Raw genomic sequence first — 12,066 nt, forward strand, 5'->3', positions numbered from 1 at the left:
AGGGCCCGCAGATGGGGTGGTCCGCCCGTCGCGGCGGGGAACAGTTTGACGACGGCCGCCCCGGCTGCCAGTGCGCTGAGGACCTCGGTCGGTGTCCACACTCCGGCGACGACGGGCAGACCGAGGGCCGCGCTGCGGTCGAAGCCGGCCGACCTCGCGCAGCTGACCGGCGCGATCGACACCATGTACGCCGCCCTGGATCAGCGCGACCTGCACACCTTCGTGTCCGCCGACGTCAGCTTCCACATCGCGCTGCTCGACCTGTCCGGCAGCAAGATATTCGAGTGCCTGAGCAGCGTCATCGCGACCGCGGTACGTACCCGGGAGACCCTCGTGTTCCCGGTCGTCGATGCTCACAAGGAAGCGAATCGAGCCCTGGGGGTCTGGGGTTCGGGCGAGCCCAGCCGGCTCTGACGTCGATCAGTTGTGATGGGCAACCAGTTCGTGGCTGCGGTTGCCTCCGGGGCGAGGGGCTCCGTGTGGATGGTGGCCGAGGTCAGGCGGCGTACGCCCTGCACCAGGGCGTGCTCGACCTGGTGGCTGAGGTGGTGGGCGTCGACGAGTGACGTGTTCGTGTCGACGCTGATCCGGGCCTCGGCGCGCCGGTTGTGCCCGAGCCAGCGGAGTTGGACGTCACGTACGTCGACGACGCCGGGCGTGGAGCGGATGACCTGTTCGGCCCGGTCGACCAGGGCGGGGTCGACGGCGAGGCTGGTGAAGCCGTCGGTGCTGGCGTGCAGGCCGTCGGTGACCAGTGCGGCCGAGCCGATCCGTTTGCCGGTGCCGTCGGACGGGTGGATGAAGCGCATGACGGCTTCGTAGCCGGCGTACGCGGATGAGAGCGCGATGAGTACGACGACGATGATGCCGGCGAGGTCCTCGACGTGGCCGAAGCAGTAGGTGTAGCTGCGGGGTGAGCGCGGTGACGATCAGGTGCCCGAGCTTCAGGCAGTGCAGCCGTCCTTGCTCGCCTCGAGTGCGGAGTCGACCTTGTCGGCGCTGTCATGCGAGTGCGGGACGAGGGTCCCCTTGAGCTTACCGAGCGGCCCGTGGTGATGGTCGTGCGTCATGTGCACGAACGTAAAATATGAACACGTATTCATGCAAGACTGCATTGCGGGTATGCTTCCGGCCATGGGCCACGGACCGGAGGGGCATGCGATCACGCCCGCGCGCCTGGACCCGGCCTCGGCCAAGGCCGTCGCGGCAACCCTCCAGGCGCTCGCCACCCCCAGCCGTCTCCTCATCCTCGGCCGCCTCCGCGAAGGCCCCGCCACCGTCGGCGAACTGACCGAGTCCGTCCAGATGGAGCAGTCCGCGGTCTCCCAGCAACTCCGCCTACTCCGAAACCTCGGCCTCGTCGAAGGCACCCGCCAAGGCCGCAGCGTCGTCTACTCCCTGTACGACCACCACGTCGCCCAACTCCTCGACGAGGCGGTCTACCACGCAGAACACCTCCGCCTCGGCACCCCCGACACGCTCTGACCGCCGGTCGCACGACGTGCTCTGAGGGCTGATCGCGCAGCTCCGGTAGGCGGCTTCTTCTCGTCGACCCGGCAGTTCAAGCCGGCGGCGCGTCAAGGGGACGGCGTTCGGAGCGAAAGTTCGCGCGCAGGACGTCGACCTCCACCTCGGGCAGCTCGGCCTCCACCAGGTCGTACGTTTCTTCGACGAGGGTCCGCAGTACCTCGGCTCCTTCAGCGGTCGGCAACTGAAAGACAGACCGGAGCCGGGCAGCCAGGTGCGGGGGAGCGATCGTCAACTGACGCTCCATCGAGTCAAGACGCTTGAAGGCAGAGGCATGCCCGCAATACCGGCCGTTGAGCGCCTGCAGGACCGACAGGAACTGGCTACAGATCCGCATGAACTCCCTTGCCAGCAGCAACGGATTGTCACGCTCGACAAGCATCCGCCACCGCCAGAACTGCTCGATCGCTCCCTGGTGCCGCACGACAGCAATCGCCAAGGCCCGCGGATAGGCCTGAACCCGCCGCTGCCACTCAGCAACGAGCTCAACTCGCCGACCCACGATCTCTCGCCCCTCGACAATGCCGCTGACCAGATCAAGCGTCGCCCCATCAGCACTCCCGGCCATCAGCCCTTCAAGAAGATCCTCAAGCGTGGCACTCAGGTTATGCATCACCTCAACCAGCAACCCGTCCGGCCGAGGCGCCCCCAGATACACGTGATCCGACCACGGCCCGACCATCCGAACCTCAGCAGCACCCGCAATCGCCGTACGCGCATCAACCCCCGGCGGCCGACCCCAGAACACCGCCACCTCGACATCCGACCACCGATCGGCATCCCCACGCGCCGTCGACCCGCACATCATGACCGCATCGACCCCCGCAACCCCGGCGTACGCCTCCAGCACCGGCCGAACCATCCCCCGCCGCCACGCAGTCGCCTCGCTCATTGTGAAAATACACACCCTTGCTGTTAGTCGAAGTAGAGAGTTCCGGCGGTTCATCTGGAGGTTGCTGGTGTAGAGGATGACGACGTTGACCGACGGCACCATGCCGTTGGCCATCAGGTGTCCGTGATTAGGAGCGGTTTAGCCAGGCGAGGGTGGCGACTACTAGGGCTTGGGTGCCGGTGTTGAGGGTGGGTTGGAGGACGGGGGCGAAGTTGGCGGCGTGGTTGACCGGGATGTCTTGGGCGATGCGGCCGGCGGTCTGCGCGGCGTGGTAGAGGTTGGGGTCGATGCCGCCGATTCCCCAGTAGGTGTACGGCGTGCCGAGGGCGTTCGGGATGTCGCTGAAGTCCTCGCTTGCGCTCTGCTGGGGTAGTACGACGGCGCGGTCGCCGAAGTAGTCCGCGAACGCCGCCGTCACCCGGGAGGTCACCGCGGTGTCGTTGTTCGTCAGCGGGTAGCGGTCGAAGAGCTCGAACTCTGGTTCCTTCGGTGCGGCCGACGCCTCGCACTCGGCGCGGACGATGCGTTCGATCGCGGCGAGCACCGTGGCGCGCGTCTGTTCGTCGTACGTCCGGACGTTGAGTTGCAGTACCGCATGATCGGGGATCACGTTGCTCTTGGTGCCGGCCTGCAAGCTGCCGACGGTCAGTACGGCGGTGTCGCCGGGTGCGACCTCGCGCGCCACGACGGTCTGCAGGCGTACGACGATCATCGCGGCGAGGACGACCGGATCGACCGCGGCCTGCGGCATCGAGCCGTGGGCGCCGCGGCCGTGGACGACGATGCGCACGCTGTCGGCGGCCGAGAGGGCGGGGCCGGGGCGGGTTCCGACCTGGCCGGCCGGGAGCGGCAGGACGTGTTGCGCGAGGGCGACGTCAACCTTGCCGACGAGCGCGGCCAGATGGTCGTCGAGCATCGACTTGGCGCCATCGGCCGTCTCTTCCGCGGGCTGGAACACGGCGATCAGGGCGCCGGACCACTGCTCGGGCGCCTGCGCCAAGAGGTCGACGGCGCCGAGCAGGCAGGTGACGTGGACGTCGTGGCCGCACGCGTGCATCACCGGCGTACCGTCGGAGGACGTCCACGTACTGGCGTACGGCAGCCCGGTGTCCTCGCGGACCGGCAGCGCGTCCATGTCGGCGCGCAGCAGTACGGCGGGACCGTCGCCGTTCCGGAGAATCCCGACAACACCGGTGCCGCCGACGTTCTCGTGGACGTCACAGCCCGTAGCGCGGAGCCGAGCGGCCACGTTCGTCGCCGTACGGCGTTCCTGGTGTGACAGTTCGGGGTGTGCGTGCAGGTCCCGGTAGAAGTCTTCCTGCCAGGGGCGGACGAGGTCGAGACGGTCGAGGATCGCAGTCACCGCTGTGCTGTCCATCCCAACATCATGCTCTGCTCAGGGCGTGATGCCGTTCTTTCGCGGTGGACCGGGGGCGTGGAGATCGAACCGTACGCCGAGCATCCGTACGGCGAAGCACACGACCGCCGCCACGATCGCGGACGGCAGGCGTGCGAGGTGCAACTGGTTCGCGCCGACGGCGACGAGTGCGCCGAGGAGGGCGGGGATCGCGTACAGACCGCTGGTCAGGACCGAGGGGATCTCCCGGATGAGGACGTCGCGGAGGGTGCCGCCGCCGACCGCGGTGATGGTGCCCAGGATGACCGCCTGGCCGAAGCCGACGCCGAGGCTGAGTCCTTTGAGCGCGCCGCTGACCGCGAAGAGGCTGAGCCCGGCCGCGTCGAGCAGCAGGATCGGCGTGGCGAGGCGGTCGAGCCGGCGTCCGAAGAGGAACGCCACCAAGGCGCCACCGGCCGCGACCGTGAGGTATCGCCAGTCGTTGAACGTGGTCGGCGGCAGCGCGTCCAGCAGGATGTCACGGACCATTCCGCCGCCCAGCGCGGTGAACATCCCGAGCGTGATCACGCCGACGATGTCGACCCGAGCCACCCGGAGCGCGGTCAGCGCCCCGTTGAGCGCGAACGCGAACGTACCGGTCAGGTCCAGTACCACGAAGGTCGTCGACGCGGTGCTCACCGCACTTGTCTACCGGTCCGGAGCGTGCCAGGCCAGCACCCCGGCCGATGCGCGGCGATCAGGCCGCCGGCAGGGGGCGCCGTCGTAGCCTGGAACGATGGGAAGGAGCGGGCATGGCGTCGTCGCTTTCGGTGGATCTGCTGGTGGTCGGGTGGGGTAAGGCGGGGAAGACGCTCGCCCGGCGCTGTGCTCTGAGCGGCAGGTCCGTGGCGTTGGTCGAGCAGGACCCGGCGATGTACGGCGGTACCTGTATCAACGTCGCCTGTGTACCGACGAAGGACCTGGTGGTGTCCGCCGAGGCCCGGCGGCCGAGTGACGATCCGGCGGAGTACTTCGCCGCCGCGGTGGCCGACCGCGACGTACTGATCGGCACGCTGAACGCTGCGAACCACGCCATGCTCGACGGTCTCGCCACGCTGATCGACGGGCGCGCGCGGTTCACCGGCCCGAAGGAGGTGACGGTCGACACCGCGGACGGCGAGGTCGTCGTCACCGCGCCGACCATCGTGATCGGTACCGGCGCGACGCCGACGCGGCCGGATCTGCCGGGCATCGATCTGCCCGGGGTGTACGACTCGACCACGATCCAGCACGCCGACCCGTTCCCGCGCCGTCTGGTGATGGTCGGCGGCGGGTACGTCGGACTCGAGTTCGCGAACATGTTTCAGCATTTCGGGTCGGACGTGACCGTGCTCGACACCCAGAACACGTTCCTCCCGAGGGCCGAGCCAGTGGTCGCGGAGGCGGTCCGGGACGTCCTCACCCGCCGCGGCATCACGCTGCGCGGCGGCGTCCACGTCCGTGGGATCCAGCGGACTTTTGACGGACTGACCATCCAACTCGACGACGGCGCCCTGCCCGCGGACGCCGTCCTTCTCGCGGTCGGGCGTACGCCGGCCACCGCCGACCTCGGCCTCGACGTCGCCGGAATCGCGACGGACCGCCACGGATTCGTCCAGGTCGACGAGCGGTTGCGTACGTCGGCCGACGGGGTGTTCGCGGTCGGCGACATCAACGGAGGACCGCAGTTCACCTACATCTCGCTCGACGACTACCGCATCGTCTGGGACCAACTCGCCGGCGACGGCGCCCGCACGACGACGGACCGAATCGCCGTACCGAACACCACCTTCATCACCCCGCCGCTGTCGCAGGTCGGGCTCACACCGGAGCAGGCGCAACAGGCCGGGTACGACGTCCTCTACGCCTCGCAACCCGTCGCGCAGATCGCGACCATGCCCCGCCCGAAGATCGTCGGCGACGTGGAAGGCGTCATCACCTTCACCGTCGACGCGGCCACCCGGACGATCCTCGGCTCGACACTGTTCTGCATCGACTCCCAGGAACTCGTCAACCTCGTCGCCCTCGCCATCCGCACCGGAACCACCGCCGACGAGCTCCTCAACGGAATCTGGACCCACCCCTCCAGTACCGAAGCCCTCAACGAAGTCCTGGCCGCCCTCAAACCGTACGACGGCTAGCGGCCGCGCAGATCTCCAACAAGCCGGAACCTCTCCAACACAGCGAGAGTGTCATCGGTAACCTTGAAGCCCGGATCACCAAGCGCCTCACGCATCTCACCGCTGTGCCAGAACATCTCATGATTCGCCCGCACCCCGGTCACCTCAATCACCCCGACCGGCCGACCATCAGAGTCCACAACCACCGACCGCTCACCGACCACAGGCAGGGCTTCACCCTCATGCTCATAGTCGACGACCAGCCCAGTGGTCGAGGTCTTCGTACCATCAAGAATCGCGGCAACAAGCCTGTCGCGAAGCGCCCCAGGAAACGCAAACTCAGCCTTCGGCAAGGCCGCCAGCTCAGCCGCGGAAAAGGAGTCGGTCACCGGCCGACAGTAGCAAGCGTGCCTGCTTGACCCTGATCTGAAGTGCACGGTCAAGCAGGCGAAGCCGCTCTATACCGCCCGCACGAGCTCCGTCACAAGCCCGCCTTGTTCACGCCGTACACCGCCTGCGCGTGGGTGAACTGCTCGCCGTAGCTGGACTCGAGTTGGTGGATCAGTCCCTTGCGCGAGAAGTGCTGCATCTGCAAGTACTCCTTCGCCTTCTTCGCGGCCTGATCGTTCCAGTCCACCGTCAGATGGTCGACGGCGAACGTCGCGTCCTTCACTGAGAAGCCCTCACCGGCGTCGGACGACAACTGATGGATCAGGCCCTTGCGACTGAACGCCTGATACGCCAGGTAGGACTCGGCCGAGCCGATTGCCTGTTCTTGGCCGGCGGTGAGCTTCGGCGTGGTCTTCGTCGGTTGCGGCGCCACGGTGGGCTTTGCCTCGGTCGGCTTGTTTGTCGGCGTCACCACCGCGTCCGGCGTGCGACCGTTGTCTACCGGCGACGCGTTCGAGGCCGCGCCGGCGCTCTTCTTGGCGGGATCGTTGGTGCCGGCCATGCTGGCGACTATCGCCGTGCAGCCACCGACCAGAAGGACGAAGCCGGCGGTGATGCCGATCAGGACGTTGCGAACGACGTGCCGCTTCTTCGGTGGTGGTGGCACCTGGCTCCCTTGCCGCTGCCGATCGCCGACGAGATTCGGATCGCCGCCGATGCCATAGCTGTGGTTGGGCGCCTGCGGATAGTTCTGGCCATGCGGGTACTGCTGGTCGTTCGACATGATGGTTCCTCCCCGGTCCCCGAGCCCCCCTCGGGATCCGAGGAAACGGTAACGGAGCGTGGTGGTAGTTGACTAGACCTCTCTGGTCAGAACCCACCCACGGCAGCCCCGGCCCGAGCCGGGCTTCTCGGGTTTCAGTCGAGCAGGGTGCGGGCGAGCCAGTCGTCGGGGTTTTGGGCGCCGGGGAGGGCGAAGAAGTAGCCGCCGCCGAAGGGGGAGATGTAGTCGACGAGGGGCTCGTCGATCAGGAGGGTTTGGACGGCGGTGAACTGGCGGTCGAGGTCGGCGTTGAAGCAGATGAAGATCATGCCCAGGTCGAGCTGGCCGTTGGGCTCGATTCCGGCGCTGTAGTTGAAGCCGCGGCGCAGCATCCGGCGGTCGTCGGCGGTGCCGTCGTGGGGGTTGGCGAGGCGGGTGTGCGCGGTCAGCGGCACGGTGTTGCCGTGCGCGTCGCGGTAGTAGCTCGGGAGCTGGAACTCCTCCTGGCCGGGTACTCGTTCGCCGGGGCGGCCGGACAGCGGTGCGCCGGTGTCGCGGTCGCGGCCGAAGATGCGTTGCTGCTCGTTGATCGAGATCCGGTCCCAGAACTCGACGAACATCCGGATCAGCCGGACCACGTGGTACGAACCGCCCTCCACCCAGTCCGGTTCGTCGCCGCCTGCCTTCGTCCACACCAGTTGATCGACGAGATCGGGCCGGTCGAGGAACTCCTGGTTCGCCGTACCGTCTTTGAAGCCGAACAGGTTGCGGGGCGTCCCGGTCGGCCGCGGGGGACTGGTGAAGCCTTCCAGCTGCCACAGCACCTGCAGGTCGGCGCGGGTCGCGCGCATCAGGATGCGGAGCGCGTGCAGCACGGTGTCGCGGTGATCGGCGCAGATCTGCAGCAGCAGGTCGCCGTCGCAGCGTGCGGGGTCGAGCGCGTCGTTCGGGAACTCGTCCATCGCGCGCAGCCGCGCCGGTTTGAGGCCGGCGAGGCCGAACCTGTCGTCGAACAGGCTCGCGCCGACGCTGACCGTGACGGTGAGACCGTCGGGGACCGTGCCCGGGCCGAGTACGCCGTTCTCGTACGGCGTCGACACGAGACCGTCGGTACTGCCGCGCCCGGCCGGCGCGTCGCCGCCGGAGACGAGGTACCGGATGGTCGCCGTGAGCGTCTGGAACATCCGCCGCAGCGCCGGCCGGTCGGCCGCGGTCACGAGGAACGCCACGACGATCGCCGCGGGCTGCGCGGGATCGAGGATGCCGGCCTGGTGCTCGCCCTCGAACGACCGCGGGACGACGGCGTCCCGTCCAGCGATGTCCGGTACGGCGGTGTCGTGGTCAGTCATGGGTGATCGGGCCTCGGTCGCGGGTGGCGTTGCGCGGGTCGACGATTGCCGCGGTGTGGGCGAGCAGCTCGACGCTGTGCTGCACGGCCGCGTTGACGGCGGCCCGCTGCCGGACGGTCAGTGCCGCCAGGCCGACCCAGCCGTCCTCGTGATGATGGTTGCGGACGAGCTGCTGCGTAAGCCGGAGCTGCTCGTCGGTCTCGCGCAGGTACGGGTTCTGCCGACGCAGGATCGGCCGCAGCGGGTCGAGCGCCTGCCAGACCCCGGTGATGTTGGCGTCGACGGTCGCGAGCTCGGTCCGGCTGCCGGCGTCCCCGATCCCGTTCAGGTCCCACTGCAGGGCGTCCTCGAGGATCTCGTGCGCCCGCCGTCCCATGTCGATCGGCGTGATCGCGTTCGGGAGCGCCAGCTCGTCGGTGAGTTGGTCGATCGACTCGAGCAGCGCGTCGACGTACGGCAGGATCGTCCCGGCCGGCCGGCCGTGCCAGAGCAGCGCCTCGATCTTGCGGAAGCCCGCGAAGTCCGCGTCCGCGAGACGGTCAGGCGCGACGCCCCGCGGCGGGTCGGCGTTGATGTCGTCCCCGGTCTCGTCGTACGCGCGGTACGCGCCGCCGAGCGTCTCGTACGTGAGGTGGGCGGCGAGCCAGTGGCGTCGGGCGGCCGTCACGTCGCCGATCGCGACCGCGGCCCGCAGCTGTTCGACCTGCGAGGTCAGCGCGGGCAGCTGTCCGGTGATCCAGCCGACGTACTCGTTGATCGGGATCCGCAGGTCGAGCCCGGTCACGGGGATGATCCCGTGGACCTCGTACGGCAACGGGTCGCCGGTGACGACGACCGGCAGGCTGTACTTGATCGTGTAGTCGGTGATGCAGACCCAGCGGTACGTCCCGGGCGGCACCGAGACCGTGACCGCGCGGCTGACGCCGCGGCCGAAGTGCTCGACCTCGAGGTAGATCCGCTCGGTCGCGGGATCCTCCAGGTAGACCTCCGCGCCGGAGCCCTCGTTGTTCACGAACACGAAGTCGTAGCGACCGGCCGGTCCGCCGAGCCAGTCGTCGATGCCGTAGGGCGAGCCAACGACCAGGACGATGGGCGCCGTCGTACTGATCACCGGGCACACGCTGGGTGGCGATGGTGAATGGATCCGATGCTGCTCACCACGCGCCGGTGAACAGCGGATGACCGGCAGGCCAGGGCGAGATCACCGAGCCCTGAGTCTTCAGGGATTGTTCATGACGCGATCCTCGCGAGGTCCGGACCTTTGGCAGTTGACTTCAGGGGACTTCCGCCACGAGAGATTAGGTAGCAAACCCATGTCTGACAACGATTCGGAGCGCAATCGGATCAGCCGGCGCCGGCTGATGCAGGCCGCGGGTGCCGCGGGCGCCGTTGCCGCCGCCGGAGGGCTGTCGACCGCCCCGGCCGACGCCGCACCAGACTCGGCCGCGACGGCCGCGACGACGGATTCGGCCGACAGCATGACCGGCTCGACCACGGCGCAGTACTCGCGTCGTACCGGCACGATCAAGGACCTGAAGCACGTCGTGATCGTGATGCAGGAGAACCGGTCGTTCGACCACTACTTCGGCACCCTCGACCTGGCCGGCGCCCGCGGCTTCGGCGACAAGCAGGTGCTGACCTGGCAGAACGGCCAGACGATCTACTACGACCCGAACAGCCGCGCCGAGGGCTACCTGCTGCCGTACCACGCCGACAGCCTGAAGTACAACGCGCAGAACACCAGCGCGCGCAACCGGTACTTCATGGAAGCCGACGTACCGTGGCACCACGCGATCGCCAAGGCGTACACGGTCGGCGACCACTACTTCTGCTCGCTCGACACCAGCACCAGCCCGAACCGCATCATGATGTGGGCCGGTACGAACGACGCCGCCGGCACGCAGGGTGGTCCGGTCATCAACAACAACGGCGACTACGGCTACGCCTACAAGTTCAAGACGTACCCGGAGACGCTGCAGGATGCCGGTGTCAGCTGGCAGATCTACGTCAACAACGACACCGACGACAACTTCCTCGGCGACTACACCGACAACACGGTGCGGTCGTTCGCGGCGTTCGACCCGAAGAACGCTACGCCGGAGAACACCATGCCCCGCGAGGGTCTACTTGCCCGCGGCAACGTCGTGTACGCCCACACCCCGCAGCCCGCCGGCATCAAGAACGACACCTCCAACATCGACTACGTACTGCGGGACTTCATCGCCGACTGCGCGTCGGGCGACATCCCCGAGGTGTCCTGGGTCGTCGCGCCGGCCGCGTGGACCGAGCACCCGACGTACGCCCCGAACAACGGCGCGGTCTACACCGACCGGGTGATCCAGGCGGTGCACGACAACCCCGAGCTGTGGGAGTCGACGCTGATCATCCTGAACTACGACGAGCCCGACCACGCGAACCGGATCGGCGAAGGCGGCTTCTTCGATCACGTCGTACCGCCGATCCCGGAGACCGGCACCGTCGGCGAGCGCGCGCCCGGCATCAAGCCCGGCATGGGCGGTCGCGTGCCGTTCGTGCTGATCTCGCCGTGGACCCGCGGCGGTTTCGTCAACTCCGAGGTCTTCGACCACACCTCGACGATCCAGCTGATCGAGGAGTGGACCAAGAGCCTCGGCCGGCCGGCCATCTGTACGAACATCAACGACTGGCGGCGCAGTATCGCGGGCAACCTGCTCTCGGCGATCGACTTCGGCCGCTTCGACGCGTCGTACCCGAAACTGCCGAAGCCGGCGGACCTGCTCAAGTCGGTCGTGACCGACGCCGGCCTGCCGCCCGTACCCCAGCCGGCCGTCGGAGCGCAGGTCATGCCGACCCAGCCGATCACGGGCAAGGCGAAGCGCAGCCCGCTGTCGTTCCAGGCGAACGGCGTCCTCGTCGAGAACCCCGTGACGGGGGCCGTGACCGCCACGTTCACCGTCGAGGGCGGCCCGAGCGGCAAGGCAGTCAACCTGGTCGGGCTGGCCGACAAGTACGTGCCTGCGCTTGCTGGTGCCGAGGCGCTCGGGATCGGTCAGGACGCGCTGCCGCTGACGGCCGCCAACCGGAGGTCGAAGTCGTACACCTGGGACACCAAGGCGACCGACGGCAAGTACGCGTTCACCTTCTACGGCCCCGACCACTTCATCCGCTCCTTCGCCGGCACCGTAGTGCCGACCGGCGACAAGACGTCGGCCCAGCCGCGCGTCGACGTCCGCCCGGTCAAGGGCCACAAGCGGGTCACCCCGACGGTCGAGTTCACCCTGTCTGCCGCCGGCGGCCGCTCGGTGACCTACACGCTGACTGCCAACGACTTCGTCGGCGGGACAAAGACCGTCCAGGTCCCTGCCGGCAAGCACACCGTCATCACCTGGCCAACCGACGACGGCTACTACGACGTGATCATCACCGCGAAGGAGTCGGCGGACTTCAAGCAGCGCTACGCCGGTCGAGCAGCACAGAAGTGATCCTGCGTTGAGCTACACGCGATGTGCCCGCCTTCCTGCCGGATCGCGGGCACATCGTGTTGTTGGAAACGCAGCGACGCCCGGCTCGGCGCGGCTGCGCGTAACGTGCGGCGCGATGATCCGATGTAGCTGACAGCGGATGATCACAGTGGGGGGACCACATGGCACAGGAAGACGAGAGTGCCGAGC

At 68.0% G+C, this 12,066-nt stretch carries 13 protein-coding genes; 4 read left to right on the top strand and 9 right to left on the bottom strand.

Annotation, left to right across the window (positions count from 1 at the left end):
* The first annotated feature begins 45 nt into the window (after positions 1-45).
* The gene (locus tag ACXJJ3_RS41535; RefSeq protein ID WP_458167582.1) at positions 46-414 is read left to right on the top strand and encodes an FCD domain-containing protein; all 369 of its coding nucleotides are present in this window, start codon (positions 46-48) and stop codon (positions 412-414) included.
* Here ACXJJ3_RS41535 and ACXJJ3_RS41540 read toward each other — a convergent pair.
* Together ACXJJ3_RS41540 and ACXJJ3_RS41545 are read right to left on the bottom strand one after the other, a co-directional pair.
* Positions 354-809 carry a cation diffusion facilitator family transporter gene (locus ACXJJ3_RS41540; RefSeq protein WP_458167583.1) on the bottom strand — a complete coding sequence of 152 codons (456 nt, stop codon included), beginning with the start codon at positions 807-809 and terminating at the stop codon, positions 354-356. The genes ACXJJ3_RS41535 and ACXJJ3_RS41540 overlap by 61 nt on opposite strands.
* Positions 810-944: 135 nt before the next feature.
* A complete protein-coding gene (locus ACXJJ3_RS41545; RefSeq protein WP_458167584.1) occupies positions 945-1,070 on the bottom strand; it encodes a hypothetical protein in 126 nt (41 codons plus the stop codon).
* Positions 1,071-1,134: 64 nt separating this feature from the next.
* On the opposite strand from ACXJJ3_RS41545, the gene ACXJJ3_RS41550 reads away from it, so the two are divergent.
* On the top strand, positions 1,135-1,485 hold the full coding sequence (locus tag ACXJJ3_RS41550) for an ArsR/SmtB family transcription factor (protein WP_458167585.1): 351 nt from the start codon (positions 1,135-1,137) through the stop codon (positions 1,483-1,485).
* A 76-nt stretch (positions 1,486-1,561) separates the two neighbouring features.
* On the opposite strand, the gene ACXJJ3_RS41555 is transcribed toward ACXJJ3_RS41550, so the two are convergent.
* The 3 genes from ACXJJ3_RS41555 to ACXJJ3_RS41565 are packed head-to-tail and all read right to left on the bottom strand — an operon-like array spanning position 1,562 to position 4,454.
* Positions 1,562-2,533 (bottom strand): hypothetical protein, encoded by a 972-nt coding sequence (locus tag ACXJJ3_RS41555; RefSeq protein ID WP_458167586.1) that lies wholly within the window; start codon positions 2,531-2,533, stop codon positions 1,562-1,564.
* A 13-nt stretch (positions 2,534-2,546) separates the two neighbouring features.
* Positions 2,547-3,797 carry an amidohydrolase gene (locus ACXJJ3_RS41560; protein ID WP_458167587.1) on the bottom strand — a complete coding sequence of 417 codons (1,251 nt, stop codon included), beginning with the start codon at positions 3,795-3,797 and terminating at the stop codon, positions 2,547-2,549.
* Positions 3,798-3,815: 18 nt separating this feature from the next.
* Entirely contained in the window at positions 3,816-4,454 is a 639-nt protein-coding gene (locus ACXJJ3_RS41565) for a trimeric intracellular cation channel family protein (protein WP_458167588.1), read from the bottom strand.
* A 113-nt stretch (positions 4,455-4,567) separates the two neighbouring features.
* On the opposite strand from ACXJJ3_RS41565, the gene ACXJJ3_RS41570 reads away from it, so the two are divergent.
* A complete protein-coding gene (locus ACXJJ3_RS41570; protein ID WP_458167589.1) occupies positions 4,568-5,935 on the top strand; it encodes an FAD-dependent oxidoreductase in 1,368 nt (455 codons plus the stop codon).
* Here the strand turns inward: ACXJJ3_RS41570 and ACXJJ3_RS41575 are convergent.
* From ACXJJ3_RS41575 to ACXJJ3_RS41590, 4 genes are all read right to left on the bottom strand, one after another.
* On the bottom strand, positions 5,932-6,303 hold the full coding sequence (locus tag ACXJJ3_RS41575) for an ASCH domain-containing protein (protein ID WP_458167590.1): 372 nt from the start codon (positions 6,301-6,303) through the stop codon (positions 5,932-5,934). The genes ACXJJ3_RS41570 and ACXJJ3_RS41575 overlap by 4 nt on opposite strands.
* Before the next feature lie 92 nt (positions 6,304-6,395).
* Positions 6,396-7,088: an Ltp family lipoprotein gene (locus ACXJJ3_RS41580; protein ID WP_458167591.1), complete on the bottom strand. Its 693-nt coding sequence runs from the start codon at positions 7,086-7,088 to the stop codon at positions 6,396-6,398.
* 134 nt (positions 7,089-7,222) lie between these two features.
* Complete coding sequence (locus tag ACXJJ3_RS41585; protein ID WP_458167592.1) at positions 7,223-8,416, bottom strand: Dyp-type peroxidase; 1,194 nt, start codon at positions 8,414-8,416, stop codon at positions 7,223-7,225.
* Positions 8,409-9,527 (bottom strand): EfeM/EfeO family lipoprotein, encoded by a 1,119-nt coding sequence (locus tag ACXJJ3_RS41590; RefSeq protein ID WP_458167593.1) that lies wholly within the window; start codon positions 9,525-9,527, stop codon positions 8,409-8,411. The genes ACXJJ3_RS41585 and ACXJJ3_RS41590 overlap by 8 nt, the downstream gene beginning before the upstream one ends.
* 202 nt (positions 9,528-9,729) lie before the next feature.
* On the opposite strand from ACXJJ3_RS41590, the gene ACXJJ3_RS41595 reads away from it, so the two are divergent.
* Positions 9,730-11,877, top strand: a complete 2,148-nt coding sequence (locus tag ACXJJ3_RS41595; protein WP_458167594.1) for an alkaline phosphatase family protein — start codon at positions 9,730-9,732, stop codon at positions 11,875-11,877.
* Positions 11,878-12,066 lie beyond the last annotated feature (189 nt).

It is taken from the genome of Kribbella sp. WER1, assembly GCF_054189145.1.

What these genes read in the sequence shown, in the direction of transcription:
- ACXJJ3_RS41540 (WP_458167583.1), bottom strand. Translation starts at nt 809, where the DNA reads ATGCGCTTCATCCACCCGTCCGACGGCACCGGCAAACGGATCGGCTCG.
- ACXJJ3_RS41545 (WP_458167584.1), bottom strand. Translation starts at nt 1,070, where the DNA reads ATGACGCACGACCATCACCACGGGCCGCTCGGTAAGCTCAAGGGGACC.
- ACXJJ3_RS41550 (WP_458167585.1), top strand. Translation starts at nt 1,135, where the DNA reads ATGGGCCACGGACCGGAGGGGCATGCGATCACGCCCGCGCGCCTGGAC.
- ACXJJ3_RS41555 (WP_458167586.1), bottom strand. Translation starts at nt 2,533, where the DNA reads ATGGCCAACGGCATGGTGCCGTCGGTCAACGTCGTCATCCTCTACACC.
- ACXJJ3_RS41560 (WP_458167587.1), bottom strand. Translation starts at nt 3,797, where the DNA reads ATGGACAGCACAGCGGTGACTGCGATCCTCGACCGTCTCGACCTCGTC.
- ACXJJ3_RS41570 (WP_458167589.1), top strand. Translation starts at nt 4,568, where the DNA reads ATGGCGTCGTCGCTTTCGGTGGATCTGCTGGTGGTCGGGTGGGGTAAG.
- ACXJJ3_RS41580 (WP_458167591.1), bottom strand. Translation starts at nt 7,088, where the DNA reads ATGTCGAACGACCAGCAGTACCCGCATGGCCAGAACTATCCGCAGGCG.
- ACXJJ3_RS41585 (WP_458167592.1), bottom strand. Translation starts at nt 8,416, where the DNA reads ATGACTGACCACGACACCGCCGTACCGGACATCGCTGGACGGGACGCC.
- ACXJJ3_RS41595 (WP_458167594.1), top strand. Translation starts at nt 9,730, where the DNA reads ATGTCTGACAACGATTCGGAGCGCAATCGGATCAGCCGGCGCCGGCTG.